Raw genomic sequence first — 25,851 nt, 5'->3', positions numbered from 1 at the left:
AGTATCGCTGGCGCTGTGCGAGTGTGTATTGAGAACGCTGACCCCTTTTTCTGGAAGCCGATATGTCTACTACCATCAAGATTGTTGCAATCCTGCGTGCCAAACCCGGTCACGAACATACCGTCAAAGAGGCACTGCTGGCGTGCGTCACAGGCTCACGTGCTGAAGCAGGCTGCGAGTTCTACGATCTGCATCTGGATCGTGCCGACCCGCAGCGTTTTGTGTTTATCGAGGGCTGGAAGGACATGGCGGCCATTGACCACCACAAAACCACGCCGCACTACCTGGCGATGGGCAAGGCCGTTGGGGATCTGCTGGAGCACCGTGAAGTGCTGCTGCTTGATACATTGAGTTGAGTCCTGGGTGTGCGAGCGGCGGCCCTTTTACGGGCCGCCGTCTTTATCGACGGGCCTAAAAACCTGCCGCGTCCAGTTCAAACAAAGACTCACTGCCCGCCCGGATCGACTGTTCCAGGCTCAATGTGCGGGGCAGCAGGCGGCTGAAGTAGAACGTGGCCGTGGCCAGTTTTGCAGCATAAAACTCCGGGTCTGCCTGCAATGAACGCTGCGCCACATCAGCCATCCTTGCCCAGAGCCAGGCATACGCCACGTAGCCAAATAGCTGTAGGTATTCAACCGACGCCGCCCCGATTTCATTGGGGTTGATCTTGGCCCGTGCTTGTAGCCAGACACTAAGGTCTTCAAGTTTTTGTACTGCCTGCAGCAGTTCGCGGGCGTAAGGTTTGCCAGGCTGGCTGGCAAAATCGCGGATGTGCGCAGTAAACAGGCGCAGGGCCACGCCGCCATTGGCGATAACTTTTCGCCCCAGCAAATCCAGGGCCTGAATGCCGTTGGTGCCTTCGTAAATTTGCGCGATGCGTACATCGCGCACCAGTTGCTCTTGCCCCCATTCCCGAATGTAACCATGGCCACCGAACACTTGCTGGCCCAATACGCAGCTGTCGAGCCCGGTATCGGTAAAAAAGGCTTTGGCCACCGGCGTGAGCAAGGCCACCAGCGCGCTGGCGTCCTGCTGTTCTTGCGGGTCGGTCGAGAACTTGCTCAGGTCCAGTTGCTGGCCCACATAGCTGGCGAACGCGCGGCCTCCCTCGGTCATGGCTTTCATGCTCAGCAGCATGCGCCGCACATCGGGGTGAACGATGATCGGGTCGGCCATTTTTTCGGGCGCAACCGCGCCAGTCGGGGCCCGGCTTTGCAGGCGTTCGCGGGCGTAGGTGCGGGCATTCTGATAAGAAGTTTCGGCGCAACCGATGCCCTGAATTCCGATCGATAGCCGTTCGTAGTTCATCATGGTGAACATCGCCGCCAGGCCTTTATTGGCCTCACCGATCAGCCAGCCTTGGGCACCGTCGAAGTTGATCACGCAGGTGGCCGATGCCTTGATGCCCATTTTGTGTTCGATAGAGCCGCAACTCACGGCATTGGCTTGCCCCAGTGTGCCGTCGACATTGACCAGCACCTTGGGGACCAGAAACAGGGAGATGCCCCGTGGCCCGGCAGGCGCGTCCGGCAATTTGGCGAGTACCAGGTGGACGATATTCTCGGTCAGGTCCTGATCGCCGCCGGTAATGAACATCTTGCTGCCACTGATGTAAAAGCTGCCATCGGCGCGGGGTTCGGCGCGGGTGCGGATGAGCCCCAGATCAGTGCCGGAATGGGCTTCAGTCAGGCACATGGAACCGGCCCAGCGACCTTCATACATCGGCGGCAAGTAGGTGGTTTTTAATGCTTGGCTGGCGTGCGCATCAATCGCCAGGCAGGCGCCCGAGGTCAGTGCCGAGTACAGGGCGAAGCTTGAGTTGGCGGCGTAGAGCATTTCTTCAAATTGCACCGCGAGCATTTTCGGCATCCCCAGCCCGCCAAACGCCGGGTTGCCCGACAGACCGACCCAGCCGCCTTCGATGTAGGTGGCATAGGCGGCCTTGAAACCGCTTGGTGTACTGACCTTGCCGTCTTGCCACTTCGCACCTTCTTCATCACCGCTGCGATTGAGGGGCGCAATCAACTGCTGGGTGACCTTGGCAGCTTCTTCAAGAATCGCGTCAGCGGTGTCGGCATCAACGTGCTCGGCCAAGGCGGGCAGACGCGCCCAGAGTGCGGGGGCGTCAAATACTTCGTGCAGCACAAAGCGCATGTCACGCAGCGGTGCATTGAATTCTGGCATCACAAAACCTCGTGAACGTTTCTAAACACAGGAACGGGGATGGGTTACAGGGCTTTGGCCATGTCGCGCAGCACGTATTTCTGGACTTTGCCCGTGGAGGTCTTGGGCAATAAGGTGAACACCACGCTGCGTGGCACTTTGAATCCGGCCAGATGCTCGCGGCAAAACACGATGATGTCGACCTCGCGCACGTGCTGGTGATCGGCCTTGAGGGTGATGAAGGCGCACGGGGTTTCGCCCCATTTTTCATCCGGGCGAGCCACCACGGCCGCTTCCATCACCCCGGGATGGCGATACAGCACGCCTTCGACCTCAATGGTCGAGATGTTCTCGCCGCCGGAAATGATGATGTCTTTGAGGCGGTCACGGATTTCGACATAACCGTCCGGGTGGCACACAGCCAGATCACCGGTATGGAACCAGCCGCCTTCAAATGCCTCGGCAGTGGCGCTGGGGTTTTTCAGGTAGCCCTTCATCACGGTGTTGCCGCGCATGAAGATCTCACCCATGGTTTCACCGTCACGGGGCGTCGGCTGCATGGTTTTCGGGTCGGCCACCATGACGCCTTCCAGCGTGGGGTAGCGCACACCTTGACGGGATTTGATCTGAGCCCGCTCAGCGAGGGGGTGTTCGTCCCATTTGTCATGCCAGGCGCAGATAGTCACCGGGCCGTAGACTTCAGTCAGGCCATAGACGTGGGTCACGTTGATGCCCATTTCTTCGACTGCACCGATCACTTTGGCGGGCGGCGCGGCACCTGCAACCATGGCATTTACCGGATGGTCGATGGCGGCCTTGGCCGAGTCGGGCATGTTGACCAGTGCATTAAGCACAATCGGCGCGCCACACAAGTGAGTGACCTGGTGTTCACGGATCAGGTTGAGGATTTTTTGCGGGTCGACCCGTCGCAGAAATACATGCACGCCAGCCAGCGCGGTGATGATCCACGGGTAGCACCAGCCGTTGCAGTGGAACATCGGCAGGGTCCACAGATACACGGGATGGTTGCCGATGGCCCAGACCATCTGATTGCCCAGCGAGTTGAGATACGCCCCACGATGGTGGTACACCACGCCCTTGGGATTGCCGGTGGTGCCCGAGGTGTAGTTCAGGGCGATGGCTTGCCACTCATCCGTAGGCCATTGCCAGTCGTACTCGGGGTCACCTTCGGCCAGAAACGCTTCGTAATCCAGTGCACTGACTGGCTGGCCTTCGCCGTATTCCGGGTCATCAACGTCGATGATCAGCGGCGGATGGTCGAGCATGGCCACGGCGGCGTGAATCACGTCATGGAATTCGCGATCGGCAATCAGTACCTTGGCTTCGCCGTGAGCAAGCATGAAAGCAATGGCTTCGGCGTCCAGGCGCACGTTGAGCGCATTGAGGACAGCGCCAACCATCGGCACGCCAAAATGGACTTCCAGCATGGCCGGAATGTTGGGCAACATCACGGCCACAGTATCGTTTTTGCCAATTCCGCGTCCGGCCAGCGCGCAAGCCAAGCGCCGGCAACGGCTGTAGGTCTGCGCCCAGGTGCGGCGAATGGAGCCGTGGATCACGGCAGGGTAGTCGGGGTAGACGCTGGCGGTGCGCTCGATAAAGCTCAAAGGCGACAGGGCAATATGGTTGACAGCACGGGGCTCTAGGCCCTGCTCAAAAATCGACATGATGGTCATTCCGGTGGCTGATTGTTAGCTCTATGGCTGCCCGCTCTGCCGGTGGCGAACGGGTCAGTTTTATGTCCGGCCTGATTTATAGCCCAGTTTGCATTTGATATGGAAGTAATACCTAAGCAATATAGTAATTGTTCTATATCCAGCATGTTCCCCCACACATGGATGCCCAATGCCTGTTTCGCTGCTTACCTATGACCCGCAACCTTCGGTGGTGCTAGACGCCCAAGGCTTGCCCCTGGCGGCTAACCCGGCGTTGTTGCGGCTACTGGCAGGCAAACCGCTGAGCCATGTGCGCACATGGTTGCCGGGCAATCTGAATGAATTGATCAACGCGTGCCTGCATCAGGCGCGCGCGATTGAGCAGGTCGAAGCACACAGCCATGCACAGATCTGGCTCTGGACCCTGATTCCCGACCCGCAAAACCGCTGTGTTGTTGCCCGTGGGCGTGAAGCGAGCAGCGAACTGCTGGCGGAGCGTGAAGCCGCCAAGGCCCGGCGTCTGTATCGATTGATTACTGAAAACACCACCGATCTGATCTCGCGCCACACCCCCGACGGGCGCTTTCTGGATGCTTCCCCGGCGTCCTGGACCTTGCTCGGCTATTGGCCCGAACGTTTGCGGGGGCGTTTGGCACAGCGTCTATTTCATCCCCACCACTTGGCGCAAGTGTTGCGCCAGGCTCGCGATGCGCTGGAGCTCGATGGCTATCACACCATGACCTATCGCATTCGGCATCAGGCCGGGCATTACCTGTGGTTCGAAACGGCCAGTCGGGCAATCCGCGAAACCTACACCGGCGCGGTGGTTGAAGTGGTCAGCGTGTCACGCGACATTACTGCGCGGATTCAGGCCGAGGAAAACAAGCGGCGTCTGGCTGATGTGGTGGAAGCCAATCCAGACCCTGTGCTGTTTATTGATCCGGTGGGCAGCGTGTCATACCTCAATCCGGCGGCTCGTCGAATTCTCGGCTTGGAAAGTGGGAAAAGTCTTCTTTCACTCGCTGACTTTTTAAGCCCGCAAGACCTCGCGCAACTGAAATCGGTGGGCTGGCGCAATGCCGAACAACAGGGTTTGTGGAGCAGCGAAACCCGCTTGCAGCCGTTGAATGGCGAGCCATCTGTGCCCGTGTCACTGTTGTTGCTGGCCCATCGTTCGACCGCCGGTGAGCGGTTTTTCTCGCTGGTGGCCCGTGACATGCGCGAGCGTGAATTGCGAGAAGCCCAGCAACGTCATCATCAGGACGAAATGGCCCACACCGCGCGGCTGATAACCTTGGGAGAGCTGGCGTCCGGGATTGCCCACGAGATCAACCAGCCGCTGGCCGCCGTGGTCAATTATGCGAATGCCAGCCAGCGCTACCTGCAACACCTTGAGCACAATCCCGAGGCAATTGCCCGCGTGACGCAAGGGCTGGAACGGATCACCCTGCACGCCAACCATGCTTCGCAGGTGATCAAGCGTCTTCGAGGGTTTCTGCGCAAGGGACGCCGCACCTTGCAGGCGCTGGATGTGAGCGATGTGGTACGTCAGGCGGTCAGCTTGTGCGCCTGGGAAGCCCGCGAGCGGCAGGTGAACATTGAGCAGCAATTACCGGAAATACTGCCGTTGGTGTACGCCGATAGAGTGCTGCTGGAGCAGGTGTTGCTCAATCTGCTGCGCAATGCGATTGATGCCAACAGCGAGCAACAACCGGGGCAAGCCTCACGCATTACCTTGCAGGCGCAGGTAATGGCCAGTGGCTGGTTACACGTCAGTGTGCAGGATCAAGGGCCAGGGGTGACGGGCGAGCAATTCGAGCAACTGTTCACCCCGTTTTACACCAGCAAGGCCGAAGGGCTCGGGCTGGGTCTGTCGATGAGTCGCAGTATCATCGAAGGCTTTGGCGGCGAACTGAACGCCGAGCCACAGCCCGATGGGCTGCGGATGTGTTGCAGCCTGCCGTTGATGGCCGCGATCAAACAACAAGAAGAAGAGGGCAATTAACCCATGACAACCCCCGAGCAACAGGTGGTGTACGTGGTCGATGACGATCAGGGCATGCTTGATTCGACGGTCTGGTTATTGGAGTCGGTGGGCCTGAATGCGCTGCCATTCACCAGTGGCCAGGCTTTTTTAGACGCCTGTGACCCGCTGCGCAGCGCCTGCGTGCTGCTTGATGTGCGAATGCCCGCCATGGGCGGCCTGAATGTGCAACAAGCGCTGCAGGAGCGCGGGATCACAATGCCGGTTATTTTTGTCAGCGGGCACGCCGATGTTCCGATTGTGGTGCGTGCCTTCAAGGCGGGCGCCCATGACTTTATCGAAAAGCCTTACAACCAGCAGTTGCTGCTGGACAGTGTGCAACACGCCTTGAGCGGCGGTAATGCCCGACAATCTGCCAGCCAGGAACAGACCGAGCTTGAGACGCGCCTGCAAAGCCTCACACCGCGTGAGCGCGATGTGTTCTTGCCGCTGGTCAAGGGCTACACCACCCGCGAAATTTCCGAACAACTGGCGGTGAGCCCGAAAACCATCGACCTGTACCGTTCACGGGTCATGAAGCGCATGCAGGCTGAGCGTTTGCCGGATCTGGTGGGCATGGCGATTGCTGCCGGGCTGGTTGATCCGACCAGGTTGCGCTAGACCCACTCCTGCATCGCTGGCAAGCCAGCTCCCACAGGGTTCTGGCTTAATCCATGCGTTGCGCGCAACGCTCCAGCACCGGGTAGCCCAACGCGGCGATGTGGTGATGCACGCGGCGGTAGTCGCGCAGTACACGCTGGAAGATGTCGCCCGACTCGGCCCAGGTGGTTTTGTCGTTTTGCAGTTTCCGAAAGTGTTCTCGGCTGGCGCTGGCTTCGAGCTGGCGCACGATTTCTTTGTGGCTGACCAAGGCGTTGGCCGCTGTGATGTCTTCACGCAAGAAGGCCGTGATCGCCAGGTTGAGGCTGTCCAGCAACGCCAGGTGCAAGGCCTGGATGTGGCGCAGTTCAAACGCCGAGAAGTGTTCGCCACGACGCGCCCGGCGAATCGCCAGTTGCGCCAGGTTGCTGAGGATGTCGCCGGCATGTTCAAGGTTGATGACGAACATGAGGATTTCCTGAGCGCGATCAGCGTCATCGTCGCTCAAACCGTCCTGGCCTATGTCGGCCAGATAGGCGCGAATCGCTGCGCTCAGCAAGTCTACGGAATGGTCCAGCTGGCGAACTTTATCGAAGGTGCCTTGCTCAGGCTTTTCGAACAGTTGCAGCACGTGGTTGAGCATCAATGAAGCCATGTCTGCCAGACGCAAAGCTTCACGCACGGCGTTGGAAAGACCGATGTTGGCCACTTCCAGCCCGGCTTCATCCAGGTATTGCGGCATGCCCGGATCTGCTGGACGTTCTTGCTGGGGAAAGACGTGGGTGAGTGCGTTGGCCAGTGGTTCGATCAGGCCAATAAAGATGACGGCCAACACCAGGTTGAACGCGGTATGCAGGTACACCACCATGTGCGCCGGGCCAATGTCGGTCTGGCCCAGGTAGTTAGCCAGCCACGGCAGGCACGGCAGCAACAGCAGCGTGCCGAACAGGCGAATCAGCAGGTTGCCCACGGGCAGACGCCGCGCTACGGTCGATCCAGCACTCATCACTGACGGCAAAGCGCCGCCTACGTTAGCGCCGAGCATCAAGGCCATTGCCGTTACCGGGGTCATCATGCCGGCACCGGCCAGTGAGGCGATCAACAGCACCACGGCCACGCTGGAATGGCAAAGCCAGGTCAGCAGCACGGCGGCAACCACGGCAATGATCAGGTCACCGTCCAGACTCTGCATGACGGCACGAAAGACTGAGGTGGCCTCCATGTGGCCCAGGGTGGCACTGAGCAAGCTCAGGGCCGAGAGCATCAGGCCCAGGCCAATCAGCGCGCAGCCGATGCTTTCGTAGCGTGAGTCGTCGCGCAGGCGGAACACGATAAAGCCCGCCAGCAACATGATGGGCGTGGCCAGCGAGGTGTCAAAACTCAACAGTTGCACCACCAGCGTCGAGCCGATATTGGCCCCCAGCATCACGGCCAAGGCCGGTGCCAGACTCAGAGTGCCAGCAGCCGTAAATGAGGTGGCCATCAGGCTGACGGCGGTACTGCTTTGCAGCACGCCGGTGATACCGACTCCGGAGATCAGCGCCATCCAGCGATTATTCAGGTTGCGCCCCATCCAGTTGCGCAGTTGGGTACCGAAGCCGCGCAGCAGCGCGGTTGAAATCATGTGCGTGCCCCACAGCAGCAGTGCAATGGCACCGGCGAGGTTCAGCAAGAGAGTGGTTCCTGACATGAGGAATCTCCACAGAACAAACATTCATGTTTTACGAGACCGTAATACGGGGGCCTGACTGACGCGGGTTCGCGTCAGCCCGGTGTTTCAGATCAGAACCACTGTTTGAAGCGGCGGATGTAAAGGGTTTTCATCAGTTGTGCGACGCAGCAGTAACTGACGAGCGTGGCGACCAGCCAAGGGAAGTACGCCAGTGGCAGCGGCTCCAGCCCGACCAGAGTCCCCAGCGGCGAGAAGGGGACGTAGATACCCAGGACGATGACGACGAGGGTCATCATCATGACCGGCCAGGCCGCAGTGCTCTGAAAGAACGGGATTTTGCGCGTGCGCAGCATGTGCACCACCAAGGTTTGCGACAGCAGCCCTTCGATGAACCAGCCAGACTGAAACAAGGTCTGCATTTCGATGCTGTTGGCCGAGAACACGTACCACATCAGGGCAAAGGTGGTGATGTCGAAGATCGACGAGGTCGGCCCGATCCAGATCATGAAGCGGCCAATGTTTTTGGCGTCCCATTTACGCGGCTTTTGCAGGTACTCCTTGTCCATCTTGTCCCATGGCAATGCCAACTGGGAGATGTCGTACATCAGGTTTTGCAGCAGCAGGTGAATCGAGAGCATTGGCAGGAACGGGATAAAGGCGCTGGCCACCAGCACCGAGAACACGTTGCCGAAGTTGGAACTGGCGGTCATGTTCAGGTACTTCATGATGTTGCCGAAGGTTTCACGACCTTTGAGCACGCCTTCTTCGAGCACCATCAGGCTTTTTTCGAGCAGGATGATGTCTGCCGACTCCTTGGCAATGTCGGTGCCGCTGTCTACTGATATACCCACGTCGGCATCGCGCAAGGCTGGAGCATCGTTGATGCCGTCGCCGAGAAAACCCACCGTGTGGCCGTTGGCTTGCAGCGCCTTGAGCACGCGGGATTTTTGCAACGGGGTGAGCTTGGCGAAGACTGTGCGTTGCTCAACTTCTTGCCTCAGGGTCACATCGGCCATCAGCTCGATTTCTGGGCCCAGCAGCGGTGTCCCCGGATCCAGGCCTACCTGACGGCAGATCTTGCTGGTGACCACGGCGTTGTCGCCAGTCAGCACTTTGACGGCCACGCCAATAGTTTGCAGCGCTGCAATCGCGGGGCCTGCGGTTTCTTTGGGCGGATCAAGGAAGGTCAGGAAGCCACGGATTACCAAGTCCCGCTCATCGCGGGTGGTGTATTGCTTTTGCGATTGCACCTTGGGAATGTCGCGAGCGGCGACGACCAGCACACGGAAACCGTCTTCGTTGTACTCGGTCGCCCGTGCCAGCAATTGCTCGCGACGTGCCGAATCGAGTGCGACGCTGATGCCGTCTTCCATGACATGGGTCGAAATGCTCAGCATTTCTTCGACAGCGCCTTTGCACACCAGCAAATGATCGCCACGGCTGTCCTTGACCACGATTGACAGGCGGCGACGTACGAAGTCAAAAGGCAACTCATCGACTTTGTTATAGGCGAGCGGCAGTTTGAACTTGGGATCTTGCCGGGAGAACTGCACCACCGCCTGATCCATCAGGTTGCGAATGCCGCTTTGGTGATGGCTGTTGAGCCAAGCCAGGGACAGCACCGACTCATCACGCTGGCCGTCCGGGTCGACATGGTGTTCAAGGATAATCTGGTCTTGGGTCAGGGTGCCGGTCTTGTCGGTGCACAGCACGTCCATCGAGCCCAGGTTCTGGATCGCATTAAGACGCTTGACCACCACTTTGCGCTTGGCCATGGCCGTGGCGCCTTTGGCCAGGTTGGCACTGACAATCATGGGCAGCATTTCTGGGGTCAGGCCAACCGCCACCGCCAGTGCAAACAGGAAGGCATCGCCCCAATCGCCCTTGGAGAAGCCGTTAAGGAAAAACACGATCGGCACCATGACCAGCATGAAGCGGATCATCAGCCAACTGACGCTGTTAACCCCGCGATCAAACGCGGTTTGCGAGCGCGAGCCGACAATGGCCTTGGCCAACGAACCAAAGTAGGTGCGCGGGCCGGTGGCGACCACGACAGCACGGGCAGTGCCGCTGACCACGTTGGTGCCCATGAAGCAGATGTTGGGCAAGTCCAGCAGGTTGCTCTGGTCTGCGGCCGTTCCGTTAGCCGACTTTTGTGTCACGTCGCCCAAGGTGTCGTATTTCTCCACGGGCAACGCTTCGCCGGTGAGCACGGCCTGGCTGATAAACAGGTCTCGCGACTCAATCAGGCGTATGTCCGCGGGGATCATGTCACCGGCCGACAGTTGCACGATGTCTCCGGCGACCAGTTCGCGCATAGGGATTTCAAACAGCTTGGCCGGGTTACCGACGCGTTCGCGGCGCACAACCGTTGCCGTGGTGCGGACCATGGCTTTGAGGGCTTCAGCGGACTTGGCCGAGCGATGCTCCTGCCAAAAACGCAGCAGGCTGCTGAGGCCAACCATCACGCCGATGATGATGACCTTGGTCAGATCGGCTTCTTCGCCTTCTTGCTTCGGGAGCCAGTAGTCCGTGAAGAAACTGATAATGCCCAGGGTTAGCAGGACATAGATGAAGGGGTTGTGCAGGGCCAGCAGGAACTGCACGAGGGCATGAGGCGGCTTGTCATGCGCCACTTCGTTGTAGCCTTCATGTTCCAGGCGTTCGGCGGCATCCAGTACGGTCAGGCCATCGACGGTACCCCGGACATTGGCCAGCGTGGCCGATAGACCGTTTTGAGCTTCTCGGGCAGCACGCATCGACAATTTGCTGTTTTCGCCCGCGTTGTTCTTGTCTCGAACTTTGCTGTTTTTTACGGCGCTCATTATGAGTACTCCTGTCGCCAACTCTCGACCAAACATACCTTGGCTTGCCTTGTTCAAGACGAGCCAAGGTATGCCGAGCCGCAAACTTTGCGATCGGTTTATATAAGTATTTAAATGCGCTTTAAATCCCCGCGACTGCACACTTTTTATTGTGTACGCAGCGGGCAGCTACTGGCTTCGTCCATAGGGAACTCCAGTTAATAAACGGTGATTTATAGCCCGATAACCGTCAGTGCCAGACGCGTCTCTGAGGTTCCTGAGCGTCGTCCATGCCCCAGCGCTGCTCCAGTAGGCCTGTGGCAGGGCTGACGCGCCAATGCACCGAATGATGCGCAGGTTTTACGCTGGGAACGGGGGCAGAGAAGGGTGCAGGATTGGGGCGAGCAGCAGTGAGCTCACGCGACAATTTCACCCGCATGCTTGAGGTAAAGGCGCGAACGCCTGGTAGAACATAGGCTTTAAAGGTCATAACACACCTCGCGACCGGACGGATGCCGGGGAGGTCGTTACGTTGGAGCATCACGCTCTGGCGCAGTTGACCTCGCCCGGCAGGCGAGTCCCATCAATGTCTGGATTGGGCGCCCGGACCTCCGCTTTTACGGTGACCGGGCAGCGACTAGATACTGTGTCCATTAGCTTCTTTTGTGAGTTGATAAAGTGCCGACTGAGTCGGCCCATGCAATCTACTTAGGGGGGTATATCAAGTCAACGTTAAAACCCAGTAAGTGCAGGCGGTACAGCGAGCGTTCAGATACGCGTTAATGAACTTTAAGTTACCGCCAACAAGGCAGTTATATGGCATATAAAAGTTAATAGTTAAAAGCCAGCTAAGTTTCACTCTATGGGAGCTGGCTTGCCAGCGATGCAGGCAACTGAATTTGTCTTTAATTGCGCGTCGAGACTATCGCGGGCAAGCCCATTTCCACAAAGACCAAATCCAGTGTGAATTGAAAGGCTATAAGTGCGCATAAAGTCTATGGGTTTGGGTTATATTACGGCCTGTTTCAACCCGTATTGAGAGTGGTTGTGTCGATTATTGACCCCGCAGCAGTTCAGCTTCACGCGAATCAGTTAAATCAGGTTCAAGCGCCCGTCGCGCTTTACCTGCAACGCTTGGCGCCGTCCAGCCGTCAGACCATGCGCTATGTCTTGCAGGACGCAGCGGATCGTTTGGGCGTCGATGACGTCGCGATTGATGAATTCCCCTGGCACCAATTGCAGCCGGGGCATATCACCGCCTTGGTTGCGGCTTTGCGGGCAGATGGTTATGCGCCGAACACCTCGTCGCTGTACGTGAACGCCATTCGCGGGGTGATGAATCAAGCTTGGCAACAGAGTCTGATCACCCAGGATCAGTTACTGAAAATTCGAGCGGTGAAGGCTGGCGGCGGTTCGCGCCTGAGCAAGGGCCGTAATCTGCGCCGCACATTGATTCGCGAGTTGATGGATGTGTGTGAAGCAGACCCGCGCCCACAGGGGCTGAGGGATGCTGCGATCATTGCGATTCTGTATGGTTCGGGCATGCGCAAATCCGAATCGGTGAACATGGACCTGCGTCAGGTCAATGTGGCAGAGCGCAGCTTGCAAGTGATGGGCAAGGGCAACAAGGAGTTGATCAAGTTTGCCCCGGCCTGGGCCTTTGAGAAACTCGAAGCATGGCTGGCATTTCGGCGAGAAAACTTGCCGGAAGGTGTAAGCGATGATGACTTTCTATTCAACCGGATTCGCCGTGGTCACCACATCACGCGTGAGCGCATCACCAAGCATGCGATCTACTACATCGCCAAACAGCGCGGCAAACAGGTGGGTGTGGACATCATGCCGCATGACTTCCGGCGTTCATTTATTACCCGTGTGATCGAAGAATACGACGTGTCGATTGCGCAAAAACTGGCGCATCACGCGAACATCGCGACCACGGTCAGTTATGACATGCGCAATGACAATGAACGGCGCAATGCCACAGACCGTTTTTTACTGTGATCGGTGACAATCTCAGACTCATTTTGAAAAATTAATGAACCCTCGCGTCATCAGCCGACCTAAAGTTTTACAACTTGTGAGGTGATGTATGCAAATTCCTACGTTTTGGGCTGTTCTAGCCGTCATTCTTTTGCTGTTGGAGCTATGGACCATCCGCGGCGTGCTGAAAAGCAATGCACCTGTGAATAGCCGGTGCATGTGGGTGGCAGTGGTGATTTTTGTACCTCTGTTCGGCATGTTGGCGTGGCTGTTGGTCGGTGCCAAGCAGCACGCTCTCCCTAAAAACTAAGTGTTGGTTTTATTGGCCGTGGCTCGCAGATCGAGCCGGGCAGGGGGCAGGGGGTAGGGGGGCAGGTAAGATTTTGTAATAACTATCTACAGCGAGTGGATCGGGAGTCGCTGTAGGATTGCCTCCCGAATTTAACCAAGGTTTATATGAACACCCTCCTGGAGCCTCCCAGTCGCTCGTTATACCCCGCATCAGGCTTGCGCTCAGTCGCCACTCTTGAATCTACCCCGCATTCCCCACACTTATTGAAGCCCGGCATCACGTCGGTTGCTTTGCATGTCCGTGCGCGTCATTCGCTCACCCCGATTTATCGAGAGACTGAGTAACCCTTATGGAATGGATTGCAGATCCCACGGCCTGGCTTGGCCTGTTGACGTTGATCGTGCTGGAGCTGGTACTCGGCATCGACAACCTGGTGTTTATTGCCATTCTCGCGGACAAGTTGCCGCCCGAGCAGCGCGACCGTGCGCGAATTATTGGCCTGTCGCTGGCATTGCTGATGCGTCTGGGCTTGCTGGCCAGCATCTCGTGGATGGTCACGCTGACTGAGCCGTTGTTTGAAGTATTTGAAAAGTCCTTCTCTGGCCGCGACTTGATCATGCTGTTTGGTGGCCTGTTTCTGTTGTTCAAAGCGACCATGGAGTTGCATGAGCGACTTGAAGGGCATGTGGCTGAGCGTGCGTCGAATGCGGTCTACGCCATGTTCTGGCCCATCGTCGCGCAAATTGTGGTGCTCGATGCGGTGTTCTCGCTGGACGCGGTGATTACCGCAGTCGGCATGGTTGAGCATCTGTCGGTGATGATGATCGCGGTAGTGATCTCGATCGGCCTGATGATCATTGCCAGCAAGCCGCTGACCCGTTTCGTCAACAGCCACCCGACTGTGATCATGCTCTGTCTGGGCTTTTTGATGATGATCGGCTTTAGCCTGACCGCTGAAGGTTTGGGCTTCCACATCCCGAAAGGCTACTTGTATGCGGCGATTGGTTTCTCGATTCTGATCGAGCTGTTTAACCAGATTGCCCGTTCACGCCGTAAACGCAGCCTGCAAGGCATGCGTCCGATGCGCGAACGTACGGCCCATGCGGTGATGCGTCTGCTGGGTGGTCGCAAACTGAGCGAAGATGAAGTGGGCGAGGAGATCGCTGACATGCTCGAAGGTGGTGACGCAGAAGAAGTCTTCCATCGTCGTGAACGAATCATGATCAGGGGTGTGCTGCAATTGGCGGAGCGGCCGATCCGTACCGTGATGACCCCACGTGCCGAGATCGATCATATTGATCTGACAGACTCGCAGGAAAGTATCCGAACCACGTTAATGCACTCGTCCTACTCGCGATTACCGTTGATCAGGGCAGGGCGCATTGATGAACCGTTGGGCTTTGTGCACAAGAAGGAACTGCTGAAAGAACTGCTGGCGGGCCATCAACCTGACCTTGAGGCGATGGCTCGTAAAGCGATCAACCTGCTCGACAGCTTCACCATTCTTAATGCTCTGGAGCAGATGCGCAAAGAGTCGACCCACATTGCCTTTGTGATTAACGAGTTCGGCGACTTTATCGGCCTCTTGACCATGACTGACATTCTGGAGTCGATTGCCGGTGAACTGCCGGATGCGAGCGAGATCGAAGGCCCGAATATCATCGCGCAAGACAACGGTTACCTGGTCAGCGGCGCCTTGAACCTGAGCCAGATTCGTCAACACACGGGTTTTGCGGGTAAAGCAACGGATGACTATCAAACACTGGCCGGAATGGTCATGAGCTTGCTGGATCGCTTGCCAATGATAGGCGACACGCTTTCCTGGGAAGGTTGGACATTGACCGTGGTTGAGGTCGAAGAGCGGCGGGTGACGCGGGTGTTGTTGGCAAAGGCGTTAAATCTGTAGTCTCTGCCGTAGGCTGTGATAAGGGCCGAAGGACCTTCGCTTCTATTTAGAAAACAGGGCCGCTGCGCAGCCCATCGCAACCTGCGGCAGCGACTACAAAAACAGGATGTTCAGGACAAAAAAGACCCGCATAACAATGCGGGTCTTTTTTTTTCAGGGCTTACTTACTGGCTGTCAGGCAATGCGTAAGCAATCACGTAGTCGCCGCGATCTGCGGACTGGCGTGCGCCACCCGCAGTGATGACCACGTATTGCTTGCCGGTTTTAGGCGACACAAAGGTCATAGGGCCACCTTGACTGCCTACTGGCAAGCGGGCTTTCCAGGCTTCTTCACCATTGGCCGAGTTGTAGGCGCGCAGGTAGTAATCCTGAGTACCGGCAATAAACACCAGGCCGCCTTGAGTGGAGAGGGTGCCGCCCAGTGTCGGCATGCCGATAGGCAGTTGCAGCTTCATTTTGATGCCCAATGGACCGGTGTCTTGCACAGTGCCGACCGGAACCTGCCAGGCAATTTTCTGAGTCTTCATATCGATAGCTGTCAGGGTGCCGAAAGGCGGCGCCTGGCATGGAATGCCGGCCACGGACAGGAAGCGGTTTTTGTTCACAGCATACGGCGTGCCTTTAAGCGGCACAGCGCCCATACCGGTGTTCAGTGCTTCGCCACCCGAGGATGCCTTGGCGTCTTTTTGCTGTGGCACCATCTGGCTCCAAAGGCCCAGGCGCATGTCATTGACGAAGATGAAACCGTGCACCGGGTCAGTCGACAGGCTGCCCCAGTTCATGCCGCCGAGCGACCCAGGGAAGCTCAGCGAAACATCGGTACCGGGTGCGGTGTACAGACCGTCATAGCGCATTTTCTTGAACGCGATACGGCACAGCATCTGGTCAAACGGGGTAGCGCCCCACATGTCCGACTCAGTCAGCGTTTGAGCGCCAATCTGCGGCATACCCACCGATTTTGGCTGGGTCAGGGAGTAAGGTTCGTTCGGGATGTTGGAAGCTTTGACGGGAACCTCTTTCACTTCAGTCAGCGGTTGACCGGTGTGACGATCCAGTACAAAGATCTGACCGGCCTTGGTGCCAATCACCACGGCCGGCACTTTAGTCCCGTCGGCCTTGGCGAAGTCGATCAGGCTTGGCTGCATCGGCAGGTCAAAGTCCCACAAGTCGTTGTGGACGGTCTGATAAACCCACTTCTCATCACCGGTAGTGGCGTTCAAAGCCAATACCGAAGCGCCGTATTTGTGGTTCAACGCGGTACGTTCAACGCCGTAAATATCCGTGGACGAACTGCCCATCGGCAAGAACACAGTGTTCATCAGCGGGTCATAAGACATTGGCGCCCAACTGTTCGGCGTGCTGCGAACATAGCTCTGGCCGTCTGACGGTGCCTGTTTGTCTTGCGGATTACCTGGGTCAAACGCCCAGCGCATAGCACCTGTTACCACGTCGAAACCACGGATCACGCCGCCTGGCATGTCGGTCTGAACGTTGTCGGCCACACGCCCACCGACCACTACAGTGGTACCGGCCATCAACGGAGCGGACGATAGTTGGTAATAAGAATCGGGCACATCGCCCAAGCCTGCTTTGAGATCAACCTGGCCATGGGTGCCGAAGTCCTGGCAGAACTTGCCGGTGTCAGCGTCGACCGCAATCAGGCGGGCGTCGATGGTGTTGGTCAACAGACGACGCTGGCATGCAGCACCGGGGGTAACTGTTACAGCGGCGGCCGGGGTGCTGCCATCAGTCGGTGCAGCCACAGGCGCAGTGGCGTCGAAGTAGGCCAGGCCACGGCAACGCTGCCAGACCGCCGATTTAGCGTTGATTTCGTTCTTCCACAGCTCTTTACCTGTGTCGGCGTCCAGAGCAATGAGGTTGTTGTGCGGGGTGCAGATAAACACCTTGTCACCCACTTGCAGCGGGGTCATCTGGTCTTCTGCGCCGTTACCATCGCTGATCGCGACGTCACCGGTGTGGTAAGTCCAGGCCGGTACCAACTTGGAAACGTTGCTGCGGTTAATCTGATCCAGCGCAGCAAAGCGGCTACCACCTTCGTCGTTACCGTAGTGTTCCCAATTTTTCTGCGCCTTGGCCGGATCAACCTTGGTCAAGCCAGGACCGTCACCGGTTGGCGAAACTGAAGCGTGGGGCTGAAACATCCCCCAGAAACCAACAACGATGGCCAGAGCCAGCACCATACTCAACGCGTAGCCGCCATTACCACTCAAGCCATTGGCCTTGCGCAGCGTCGGGTACACCAACGCCACTACCAAGCTCAATACGGCCAGAGCAAACAAGCGGGACACCAGCGGCCAGAACACCAGCCCGGCATCAAACAGCGACCAGATAATGGACGCCACCATCACGGCAGCAAACACCCAGGCGCCCAGCACACGGTGTTTAAACAACAACACAGAGGCGATGAGCATGCCGATACCGGCAAGCAGGAAGTACAGACTGCCACCGAGTGTGGCGAGGTAACCGCCACCGGCGATAAAGAGCAAACCGAAGACCAGCACGCCCAAGGCGGCAACCCAAATGGGCCAACGGCTCGCAGAGACCGAAGGTTGAGACTTATTCATGGTGCATGACCCTATTGATGCATGAAAGTGGCGGGGAGATTTCAGGGTGACCAGCGTTAACACTAGCGCTGATTCCCGTAAACAGGACTCAAAGTGACAACGCGCTGTCCGTGATAGGGCAGCCACGAGCACGTTTTGAACCAAACGGTTAATTTTTGACACAATATCAAAAAAATCGCCCCTGCGACAAATTGTCAGTCTCTGCGAGCAAGAAACACTGTTGTGGGGAACGCAATAATCAGGAGGGGAAGTCAGGCAGCAGAGGGTCCGGGGAGCGTTATTTCCCAGCTATTGGCCTGGAAGCCAGCTTGGCTAGACACGCCAAGGGGCGAGCATTAGTGAGCTATTGTTTGTTTACTCAACTAAACAGACATTTAGTTGAGTTATAAGTTTTGGTTATTAGTCTGAATACCAAGAGGGCTAACTGCTTTTGTATGACAACTACCAGTTGCGCCTGGTGATCCTTGCTTCTATGGATGAAAAGTACTTTCCGGATTCGTTAACCGTGACTTTCCCGTCAATATTCAGGTTGGCCGTATTTTGCCAAACATCCCATACCGGCGTTTCTTGCCCCCATAGTTGGATAGTATTGCCACTGTGCGAGTCAGCTTTGATGAGGAATTTATCATCTGTGGCCTGGTAGCCAGCGTAAGTTCTGGCTGTCCCACCACCAAAATCATTGAGGCTTTGAGGTGCCGATTGAGCATCAACTTCCAGTGTGTAGGAGTCAAATTCTTGTGAATCACGTGCATTGGGATGAATGAATGTCAGGCTGTATTTCATGAGCGGCTCGTCAGGGTTATTGATCGATTCGGACGTCCAAGCTCGAGACTGGGCGCCCGAAGCTTGAAAGCGTCTCATGGTCGGTCGAAAGCTTGAAGCACTGAATAGTCAGCGTGTCACCAATGACAAGGCCCATTTCGCTTAGCAGCTCATCGGGCAACGGCACGATCATGTCGCCAGTGCCATCGGCAGCGTCTTGGCAGGTCACAGTCCAGCGTTGGTTTTCAGTACCTGGTACATGGTTCATGGTTTTGATCCCAAGATGGTCAGAGGTCGATAATGCCTGTCTGCCTGTTGAAAAGCAGCCTCCACTGGCCCTGACGTCCCAATACGAAGGTTCGCATAATGTATATTATGTTAAATCACGTATTAGACCAGTCATGTGCATGACTGGTGTCCAATGTCACTAACCCCCGTTCACGTTTGCACAAAAACCCGTTTCTCGAAAAATCAGCAATTTGAAAGCTCATCCTCATCCCCTGTCTCATGTTCGCTTCTCGCTGCTGTTTCACTAATCGCCGGTTAGCATCGCGTGTCACGATCAGACTGGCCGTACCTCAATCTCTCTGCTACACGTATACGTACCACCCAAAGATTCTAGCTTGCTGGTTCCACTATGACGCGGCCGTTCATCCCATTTCCGATTTTCCCATCGTACGACCATTGGCAGCCCAACCAAGTAAAACGGTTCCCGGTCAACGCTCACGTCTCAGCTCGCCTGAACGAAGTTGACGAGTCCTGCCTTCCGTTCATGAGCGCCTGGTACGCCGATCGGTACTTGAACTGGATTGCTCATAGTTGGAGTCCACAGACGCCACACCTCCAGTACTACAAGACCATCAACGGTCTGGAAAAGATGCTCAACTGGAGTTTCGCAAACAACCTCTCGTTGCTGGACTGGACGGACGCCGACTTCAAAGACTATGTGGCCTTTGTCCAAACCCCTCACAGTGACTGGGCCAGTCCTAGCATTCAGCCGCGGTTCCTGGTTAGCCCCGGCAAGGACTACCGTGATTACCCGATAAATCCGGAGTGGAAACTATTTCATACCGCTCGCACCGCGAACTCGAGCGACGGCATAGATAAGAATGTCTGGAAGCGTGAGATCCGGAGCGTCACGCAGTTTATGGATTTCTACTTGAAGGACGTGTCTGCCACTAGGCCAAATGCTGCCTTCTGGGATTATGGGCGTGGCTCTCCGAGCTCGGCTGTCGTAAACCAAGCCGCCCGCTAAGCGAGCGTCTCGGCCCTGCGGGCGTCCATCCTCACGCCTGCGCGCTCCGCTTGCTTGGACGCGCAGGGTGCTGGATCAACTGGGGGACTTCAAAAGGGGGCGCGGATACATCACTGCCCTCCCCCAATGCCTTGATTCCAGCTCAGCCATGCAAGTCACTCAGGCGGAGTAATTGGCTTCCGCCTCCCATGCACCGACGGGTTGGCTATGAAGCTTCCAGAAATGCTCCGCGACCGCGTCAGCCTCTTTAGAATAGGGTGCAACGTTCGCGGCAACGGTCACCGTCCCGATGTGGACGCCTTTAGCTTTTGCCGATTCAAACAAGCCTAACACCAGTGCTCGGATGCCCGCCTTACCGATGCTCAACGACAGAAAGTCAGGGCTTGGGTATAGCGCGAAACCGCCACCTGTATGAAGAATGGTGCCTGCGGCTCGCTTGGCCATTGCTGGCAAGATTACTTGAGTCGCCGCCAGCGCGCCGCCGATGTTCACTGCGAGGTCTGGCACGAAGGTATCGGTTGGCTGTGCTGCGATGTCTGACTTGCGTAGGTTAGCAGCGTTGTAATGCAGCACATCGATAGGGCCGTAATGCTCCTCAACCTCGGCAACTAGTTTCGCCACTGCGGCGGTATTGCTAGCGTCTACGACTAATGCTTCAACATCAAACCCTTCGGCCTTCAGGCCATCGGCTAACGCTTGGACGCGGCCTTCATTGCGGGCGGATAGGATCACCCGAAAGGTTTTAACCTTGAGGACTTGGTGACCTTCGTGGCGGTCGCCGAACATTCATCGTTCAGCGATGCGGCAAACGCCATAGGTCGAGACCCCACCATCGTGTCGCGACGCGTGAGCCGACTGGAGAAAAACCTTGGCGTGCGATTGCTCTCGCGTACGACGCGCAAAGTCGCATTGACTGAGGTTGGGTCACAATACTACCGACGTGTGCGTGGAGTGCTGGACGAATTGGATAATGCCGGCACCGAGGCCAGCAACCTGGCGACAACTCCACAAGGGCTGCTTCGGGTGTCTCTGCCCATTACATTCGGCAGGCAGTGGATAGCCCCCCTACTCCCTGCGTTTCTTTCCCAACACCCACAGATCCGAATCGATGCGGTCTTCAGTGACCGTTACGTGGATTTGGTGGCGGAGGGCTTTGATGTGGCAATCAGAGTCGGGCCACAGCGTGACAGTACGCTCACCGCTAAATACATCGCCCCTTTCAAAAGCGCGCTCTTCGCGTCGCCTGGCTACCTTGCAAATCACGGACTCCCGCAAACCCCGTCTGACCTTGTTGACCACTCCTGCCTGGGCTTCACAAGCCATAAGAGCTGGCCAGAGTGGGTACTGACAAAAGATGGGGAGCGTGCAGCCTTGAAGCCGTCCGGGCCGCTTATCACTGATAATTCTGAGGCGTTGTTGTTCGCGGCTACTCAGGGGCTTGGAATCATAATGAGCCCTGACTGGTTAGCCGGGCCGGACGTCAAGGCGGGTAACCTGGTCGAAGTTTTACCAGGATGGGAGGGATCGGGTACCGGAGGGGTTTACGCGATCATGCCGCCGGGCCGGCTTGTGCCGGCCAAAACGCGCATTTTTGTGGACGAGGTCAACACCCAGATCCGGGCTGCCTGGGCCTACTAGGGACGACCGGCGACAGCCCTTCAAGGGAGTATGGAGTGTTGCCATCAGATCATTGTTCTTGGCGTTCCGGGCTCGTCTTCACGACGACAAACTCTGAACCAAGATCATGATTCATTTTTTCAGCTCTATCATAGGGCGAGAGTTTGACCTTGATGCGGCTCTCACCCCGTATTACCACAAGATAGTCCGGGGCTGAAGGATCGAACTCAACCTGCACACACTCGCCTCTAGGTGGTATAAGTACACTGGAATAATACAGCCTGTTTTTTTGAACATTACTCCTTGCGCACGAACCCTGACCATACGGCTTTCTCTGTGAGTACACATTGAATTCGTCCTATTGATGTCGCTGCGCGAAAACACGGTACCAGCTAGCCATAGGGCTCACCCCGTTACGCCCACACGTTTTGTGGTGGCGCGTTATCTCGTCTCATGGTAGCGCTTTAACTCTAAAGTAATTAGTAGAGTAAGATCTTCCAACGTGTACACCGCGCTTGGCATACGTCGGCCAGGACTTGGTCGGATCATGGGTGCATATTCGTTGAGCCGGCGGAACATTCGTTCAGCCATGCCGCCTACATATCTCTTAGATTTGCTCAGCGATTTGTACGATGCCCAAGTTACCCACGAGTTCCTGAATCCGGGAGCTATCGAACTTGTGATCTACTTCGAGCACATATCGTCTCGAATTAGCATGCCGGATCATATCCAAAGATTTTGAAGTTCCAGCCTCGATGAGCGCTTCTTTTATAGCCTTCTCCATTACTTCGCTACAGTCATCAGAAACAGATATTGCGCTTGCGAGTACAGCGTTGCTATTGAGATCAAAAATCACGGCCACAATCGGGCGCTTCTGCGACCAATCTTTTGTGTCCACTACAAAAACGTCAGGCTTGAATGTCGTGAGGAGTGCCCCTTGCTTCGCGGTACTCTGGAAGTCTGATTGGAAGCCCTCGAATACCAAGCCTGCCCGCCCTGCTTTCCTGTACGTCAGAACGCCTTTAACTGCGCAAGGGGGGTGATCATGTCGAACCCAGCTGCCATTGCCGCAGATCGTCCAGCGAGCGCGATCAGACCATAGGGTTTCCTCCGATTCAGGGTCGATCGTTTGATCAAGCTCAGGGAATCCATCGCTCGTCCATTCAGCCTTACCCTCATCCACAAGGCGTTGCAGAATGACTTCCCTGGCATGACGTGCATAGAAATCCTGTACGCCCCGAAACACGCTTATCCTCGAGCCCTCGGTCAGTCCTGCCTTACAATCAAAAGGCACGGATGCCGAACTATCTTCCCGTAAGCCCGATCTGCGCCACTCATGCTCAATGCCATCCAAGCATGCCGTCAAATGGGGTTCGGCAGCACCCAGACACTGAACTGCTCGGGCGGCACCCAAATGCAGATTCAATACAAGCACCTGAGCATCCTTCAGATGGAGTGAGGTGTCTGTACTTCCCTCCTCCCTCAGCGACTCAAAAGACTCGTGGCCTAAGCAGCCAGCGACGACTTCCAGCAATTTGGGGTGCGGAACACTTACACCTTGTAGCGCCAAGAGCGTGGCTGCGTAATCGGTTGCATCATTGATTAATTCAGTCATGTTGTCTCCGTGCTTAATCTCAGGATCGCCTACGCCCCCTATTTAACTCCGCTAAAGCTAAAGACTATACGAGGGGGTATGGAGTATCGCTGCTGTGTTAAGTTTGAGGAGGAACGGAGGCAGGTTCAGGTCGGGATTGTTTTTGTTGTTTGGTGTGGATTTAGGAAGCATTACCCTGAGCTGTATAATGCAGCCGGTGATGCGGTCGACAATGTAGGTCAGGTGTGGCTGAACTATTAAGGGATTCTCAGTGTAGATTACCTCGACAGCAGAATCATGTGACCCATCTTGCTTATCCATGTATGTCTCCCTATTGCACTGGGTTTGATATAGCCTGGTGATGTATGGCTTTAGTAAGGTAAGTCATAAGCGTAGATCTAGGTTCTCATCTGTCAAGGGCGGATTCTGATGGGCGCAACAACTCAGCGGATACCAATGGCCAGCCGCCACTGGTTCCATCAATGATCGGAACAGCCATCTTCAATTCCGAACCGGATAAAACTTTATAAGTACACTTGGCGTACTATTATCGCACTTCTACAAAAGATGTCGGACAATCAGCTAGTTACGATTTTGTTGTTCGATACTGATTAAGTACACTAAGTGTACTAATCAAAGAGAAAAGTTACACGGACTCCGATTTTCCCCCGACGCGGCAATCCAAACCAGTTACCTCTCTGAAGCACCTGAGATTTGCCCGATGCTTTCCACCAAGCGCCCTCGCTGAACGTCAAAAAAGCGTATGCGAACGCTCCGACGGCGTAGGCCGACGTCAAGAGGGTAGAGATCGCGTTCCTCTGCTCGGGCCGCAATGCCATGAATCCCTGAATTGATGATGAACCCTTACACTTTGCCCGATGGTAGGATGTGGCACACTGCCAGCGGAGCTGGTCGGGACAATAATGAAGTGAAGGGATGTCGGTATGATCAGAAGGTTCCGGCTGGATCAAAAGTCTCATTATGAGAGGCTGGTGATTGCTCAGCGCCTGTCGGAAATGCTCACGAAGTTCCTGGATGGCCAGCTAGCTCCGCTGGCTATCGGTGCCGAGCAAGGCAGTATTGAGGAATGGGATGATGTGGTCATCTACCACAAAAAAGATGTGCTCGAGCATTTACAGGTCAAACGCCAGGCCAGTGATTTCTGTACGAAAGACCCTGACAAGGCGAAATTCCTAGCAAAACAAGCGAAGAACGTATCATCCAAAGGACAGGTGCAGCCGATACCAGGCCCCAACCCGCCTCCTTCGAATGTGCCTTTCAAAGCAAAAAAACCACCGCAGATAAACTCTGTCCTAGATTCAGCATTCGCGAGCCTTGCGAAGCATGCCGGCAAAGGGACTTTTGATACCTTGCCCGAACGTCAGTTTCAGTTGACCTTGGTAGGCGCCTCTCTGAAGGTGAAAGCCGACCTGACCGTCGACCATGTCGATGCGCTGTGCAAGCTGTGTCGCAAGGAAGGGCTGGATCTAACTGAGCTGGCCAACAGCACTGACGGGCCGACACAAAGGGCATACACGTGGCTCACCACCTGGTGTGGCTTTCAGGATTGGGCCCAGATCAGAGACACACTTCGCCGAGTCACCATAGTGTGCGTGGGTAATGACGCCTATCTTGAACAGCGCTGCGTCGCAGCACTAGCCAGGCATTTCACCGACCCACTGCGCGCCCTTCACCAACTGGTGATGTACATCACTTGGGAGACATCCCACGTTTCAACGCTTGGATGTCATGCAGTCCTGCGGGCGCTTCGGGCGGAGCTTCGCCCTGACATCGAAACATGGGCTCAGTATGAGCTGGCCGATACTGTCCTACCTGCCGGGCAATCTTGGTCATTAGCAGGCACCCACGACCTTGGTGCCTTGGTACCCAGGTCTGCCCAGGGCGTTGTTGAGCATATATGGAGCAACGCGCCGGGAATCCGAAAGCTGCGGATATATGCTCAATACAAGGCCCCCATCGGAGCAAATCTGACTCTCCCTGCAGCGTTGTTGCGAATGGCTTTGCATCTGCCCGCTGGTACTCACGGTTTGATGCGGGACGAGCCGGTATGGCGAGGCAGCGTTGGCCATGAGGTCGGGCACACGCTGGGTGTCGGTGAGAGCGATCTGAATCACCTTGCGTGGGTAGGTAACAGCGAGCGGCTCGCATGCTCGACCGATCATGTATTTACATCACGAAGCGACATCCACTCCGAGGCACAAGCACTCGCTGACGCCATGGACGAACTGGTCTGGCAGCGTGTCAGCCAAGGCATCTTTGAGAAGATCACGCTCATTTCCGATCCGGCCCTCGCCGACGCGATGGAAGCGATGTGGATCGAATGGTTGGCAGGCTTTGCTGCAAATCCAGGTAGCCGTCGAGAATTTCTGGAACAACTTCTGTACCCAGAAACTGAAGGGAAGAATGCTAAGCACGCGCTGCGGCTTGGCCCTCGCACCCATGACTTGCTGGTGGCTGCAATTCAGACACTTCTGCTCGTTGCAGTAGGAGTCGGCGGCACTGGTAACGAGTGGGGATACTTTCCACAGTGCGGCAAGGTATTGAGCATCGCCCTTCAATACTGGTCTGGCCCGGCCGGCCCCGCTCCTGAGGTTCGAGAGCTATCTGAGGGCCCTTTGATCGACGTCATTGGCCCATCACCCGCCCCGGTCGTCATCCTGGCCGGAGTTAGCTCCTCCCCCACAGAATTGTTGAATATCGGTATGGCTGACGACGCAGAGACCGCCACAAGCATGGCGGCCGAGCGGCGGCCGCACCTTCTCGTCACTCGTTCTGGTTTGCGTCAACACCTGCGCAACGGAACGCTGATAACGGTGCGGCAACACTTCAACAATCAATTGAAAGATCGCCTGCTCGCCCGCGAGTCTGCCATCAAGACGAATGTGAAAGGATTCTGAC

Annotated in this window: 18 protein-coding genes; 9 read left to right on the top strand and 9 right to left on the bottom strand. The window is 56.4% G+C overall.

What is annotated here, in order from left to right; genetic code table 11:
- Positions 1 to 62: 62 nt before the first annotated feature.
- Positions 63 to 356: a putative quinol monooxygenase gene (locus tag RHM56_RS12220; protein WP_322241478.1), complete on the top strand. Its 294-nt coding sequence runs from the start codon at positions 63 to 65 to the stop codon at positions 354 to 356.
- Between the two features lie 55 nt (positions 357 to 411).
- Here RHM56_RS12220 and RHM56_RS12215 read toward each other — a convergent pair whose 3' ends face one another.
- Both RHM56_RS12215 and RHM56_RS12210 read right to left on the bottom strand, forming a co-directional pair.
- Positions 412 to 2,184 carry an acyl-CoA dehydrogenase C-terminal domain-containing protein gene (locus RHM56_RS12215; protein WP_322241477.1) on the bottom strand — a complete coding sequence of 591 codons (1,773 nt, stop codon included), beginning with the start codon at positions 2,182 to 2,184 and terminating at the stop codon, positions 412 to 414.
- 44 nt (positions 2,185 to 2,228) lie between these two features.
- Positions 2,229 to 3,851 carry an acyl-CoA synthetase gene (locus RHM56_RS12210; protein ID WP_322241476.1) on the bottom strand — a complete coding sequence of 541 codons (1,623 nt, stop codon included), beginning with the start codon at positions 3,849 to 3,851 and terminating at the stop codon, positions 2,229 to 2,231.
- Positions 3,852 to 4,029: 178 nt separating this feature from the next.
- Between RHM56_RS12210 and RHM56_RS12205 the strand changes: the two genes are divergently transcribed.
- Together RHM56_RS12205 and RHM56_RS12200 are read left to right on the top strand one after the other, a co-directional pair.
- A complete protein-coding gene (locus tag RHM56_RS12205; RefSeq protein ID WP_322241475.1) occupies positions 4,030 to 5,844 on the top strand; it encodes a PAS domain S-box protein in 1,815 nt (604 codons plus the stop codon).
- Between the two features lie 3 nt (positions 5,845 to 5,847).
- Positions 5,848 to 6,483 (top strand): response regulator transcription factor, encoded by a 636-nt coding sequence (locus tag RHM56_RS12200; protein ID WP_322241474.1) that lies wholly within the window; start codon positions 5,848 to 5,850, stop codon positions 6,481 to 6,483.
- A gap of 46 nt (positions 6,484 to 6,529) precedes the next feature.
- Here the strand turns inward: RHM56_RS12200 and RHM56_RS12195 are convergent, their stop codons facing one another.
- Positions 6,530 to 8,152, bottom strand: coding sequence for a Na/Pi cotransporter family protein (locus RHM56_RS12195; protein WP_322241473.1), 1,623 nt, complete (start codon positions 8,150 to 8,152; stop codon positions 6,530 to 6,532).
- A 92-nt stretch (positions 8,153 to 8,244) separates the two neighbouring features.
- Positions 8,245 to 10,959, bottom strand: coding sequence for a magnesium-translocating P-type ATPase (gene mgtA / locus RHM56_RS12190; RefSeq protein ID WP_322241471.1), 2,715 nt, complete (start codon positions 10,957 to 10,959; stop codon positions 8,245 to 8,247).
- A gap of 1,035 nt (positions 10,960 to 11,994) precedes the next feature.
- On the opposite strand from mgtA, the gene RHM56_RS12185 reads away from it, so the two are divergent.
- The 3 genes from RHM56_RS12185 to RHM56_RS12175 all read left to right on the top strand — a co-directional run bounded on the left by RHM56_RS12185 (position 11,995) and on the right by RHM56_RS12175 (position 15,119).
- A complete protein-coding gene (locus tag RHM56_RS12185) occupies positions 11,995 to 12,942 on the top strand; it encodes a site-specific integrase (RefSeq protein ID WP_322241763.1) in 948 nt (315 codons plus the stop codon).
- 88 nt (positions 12,943 to 13,030) lie between these two features.
- Complete coding sequence (locus RHM56_RS12180) at positions 13,031 to 13,231, top strand: PLD nuclease N-terminal domain-containing protein (RefSeq protein WP_322241470.1); 201 nt, start codon at positions 13,031 to 13,033, stop codon at positions 13,229 to 13,231.
- Between the two features lie 331 nt (positions 13,232 to 13,562).
- Positions 13,563 to 15,119, top strand: coding sequence for a TerC family protein (locus tag RHM56_RS12175; RefSeq protein ID WP_322241469.1), 1,557 nt, complete (start codon positions 13,563 to 13,565; stop codon positions 15,117 to 15,119).
- 164 nt (positions 15,120 to 15,283) lie between these two features.
- Here RHM56_RS12175 and RHM56_RS12170 read toward each other — a convergent pair whose 3' ends face one another.
- The 3 genes from RHM56_RS12170 to RHM56_RS12160 all read right to left on the bottom strand — a co-directional run bounded on the left by RHM56_RS12170 (position 15,284) and on the right by RHM56_RS12160 (position 18,734).
- Positions 15,284 to 17,704, bottom strand: a complete 2,421-nt coding sequence (locus RHM56_RS12170; protein WP_322241467.1) for a glucose/quinate/shikimate family membrane-bound PQQ-dependent dehydrogenase — start codon at positions 17,702 to 17,704, stop codon at positions 15,284 to 15,286.
- Positions 17,705 to 18,145: 441 nt separating this feature from the next.
- Complete coding sequence (locus RHM56_RS12165) at positions 18,146 to 18,487, bottom strand: hypothetical protein (protein WP_322241466.1); 342 nt, start codon at positions 18,485 to 18,487, stop codon at positions 18,146 to 18,148.
- A gap of 16 nt (positions 18,488 to 18,503) precedes the next feature.
- The gene (locus tag RHM56_RS12160; RefSeq protein WP_322241465.1) at positions 18,504 to 18,734 is read right to left on the bottom strand and encodes an AbrB/MazE/SpoVT family DNA-binding domain-containing protein; all 231 of its coding nucleotides are present in this window, start codon (positions 18,732 to 18,734) and stop codon (positions 18,504 to 18,506) included.
- 369 nt (positions 18,735 to 19,103) lie between these two features.
- Between RHM56_RS12160 and RHM56_RS12155 the strand changes: the two genes are divergently transcribed.
- Positions 19,104 to 19,721, top strand: coding sequence for a hypothetical protein (locus RHM56_RS12155; protein WP_322241464.1), 618 nt, complete (start codon positions 19,104 to 19,106; stop codon positions 19,719 to 19,721).
- A gap of 159 nt (positions 19,722 to 19,880) precedes the next feature.
- On the opposite strand, the gene RHM56_RS12150 is transcribed toward RHM56_RS12155, so the two are convergent.
- On the bottom strand, positions 19,881 to 20,507 hold the full coding sequence (locus RHM56_RS12150; protein ID WP_322241463.1) for an SDR family oxidoreductase: 627 nt from the start codon (positions 20,505 to 20,507) through the stop codon (positions 19,881 to 19,883).
- Between RHM56_RS12150 and RHM56_RS12145 the strand changes: the two genes are divergently transcribed.
- Positions 20,490 to 21,359, top strand: a complete 870-nt coding sequence (locus RHM56_RS12145) for a LysR family transcriptional regulator (RefSeq protein WP_322241462.1) — start codon at positions 20,490 to 20,492, stop codon at positions 21,357 to 21,359. The two genes, RHM56_RS12150 and RHM56_RS12145, sit on opposite strands and share 18 nt — an antisense overlap.
- 586 nt (positions 21,360 to 21,945) lie before the next feature.
- On the opposite strand, the gene RHM56_RS12140 is transcribed toward RHM56_RS12145, so the two are convergent.
- Entirely contained in the window at positions 21,946 to 22,953 is a 1,008-nt protein-coding gene (locus tag RHM56_RS12140) for a hypothetical protein (RefSeq protein WP_322241461.1), read from the bottom strand.
- Between the two features lie 923 nt (positions 22,954 to 23,876).
- On the opposite strand from RHM56_RS12140, the gene RHM56_RS12135 reads away from it, so the two are divergent.
- Positions 23,877 to 25,850: an ABC-three component system protein gene (locus RHM56_RS12135; protein ID WP_322241460.1), complete on the top strand. Its 1,974-nt coding sequence runs from the start codon at positions 23,877 to 23,879 to the stop codon at positions 25,848 to 25,850.
- Position 25,851 lies beyond the last annotated feature (1 nt).

Source organism: Pseudomonas sp. CCC3.1, assembly GCF_034347405.1.
Classification (GTDB): Bacteria; Pseudomonadota; Gammaproteobacteria; order Pseudomonadales; family Pseudomonadaceae; genus Aquipseudomonas.
This window is presented reverse-complemented; position numbering and strand designations above follow the sequence as displayed.

Bases quoted from the DNA above. Each gene is read 5' to 3' on its own strand.
- RHM56_RS12210 (WP_322241476.1), bottom strand. From the start codon at position 3,851: ATGTCGATTTTTGAGCAGGGCCTAGAGCCCCGTGCTGTCAACCATATT.
- RHM56_RS12200 (WP_322241474.1), top strand. From the start codon at position 5,848: ATGACAACCCCCGAGCAACAGGTGGTGTACGTGGTCGATGACGATCAG.
- RHM56_RS12160 (WP_322241465.1), bottom strand. From the start codon at position 18,734: ATGAACCATGTACCAGGTACTGAAAACCAACGCTGGACTGTGACCTGC.
- RHM56_RS12205 (WP_322241475.1), top strand. From the start codon at position 4,030: ATGCCTGTTTCGCTGCTTACCTATGACCCGCAACCTTCGGTGGTGCTA.
- RHM56_RS12150 (WP_322241463.1), bottom strand. From the start codon at position 20,507: ATGTTCGGCGACCGCCACGAAGGTCACCAAGTCCTCAAGGTTAAAACC.
- RHM56_RS12220 (WP_322241478.1), top strand. From the start codon at position 63: ATGTCTACTACCATCAAGATTGTTGCAATCCTGCGTGCCAAACCCGGT.
- RHM56_RS12170 (WP_322241467.1), bottom strand. From the start codon at position 17,704: ATGAATAAGTCTCAACCTTCGGTCTCTGCGAGCCGTTGGCCCATTTGG.
- RHM56_RS12175 (WP_322241469.1), top strand. From the start codon at position 13,563: ATGGAATGGATTGCAGATCCCACGGCCTGGCTTGGCCTGTTGACGTTG.
- mgtA (WP_322241471.1), bottom strand. From the start codon at position 10,959: ATGAGCGCCGTAAAAAACAGCAAAGTTCGAGACAAGAACAACGCGGGC.
- RHM56_RS12155 (WP_322241464.1), top strand. From the start codon at position 19,104: ATGACGCGGCCGTTCATCCCATTTCCGATTTTCCCATCGTACGACCAT.
- RHM56_RS12195 (WP_322241473.1), bottom strand. From the start codon at position 8,152: ATGTCAGGAACCACTCTCTTGCTGAACCTCGCCGGTGCCATTGCACTG.
- RHM56_RS12180 (WP_322241470.1), top strand. From the start codon at position 13,031: ATGCAAATTCCTACGTTTTGGGCTGTTCTAGCCGTCATTCTTTTGCTG.
- RHM56_RS12140 (WP_322241461.1), bottom strand. From the start codon at position 22,953: ATGACTGAATTAATCAATGATGCAACCGATTACGCAGCCACGCTCTTG.
- RHM56_RS12215 (WP_322241477.1), bottom strand. From the start codon at position 2,184: ATGCCAGAATTCAATGCACCGCTGCGTGACATGCGCTTTGTGCTGCAC.
- RHM56_RS12135 (WP_322241460.1), top strand. From the start codon at position 23,877: ATGATCAGAAGGTTCCGGCTGGATCAAAAGTCTCATTATGAGAGGCTG.
- RHM56_RS12165 (WP_322241466.1), bottom strand. From the start codon at position 18,487: ATGAAATACAGCCTGACATTCATTCATCCCAATGCACGTGATTCACAA.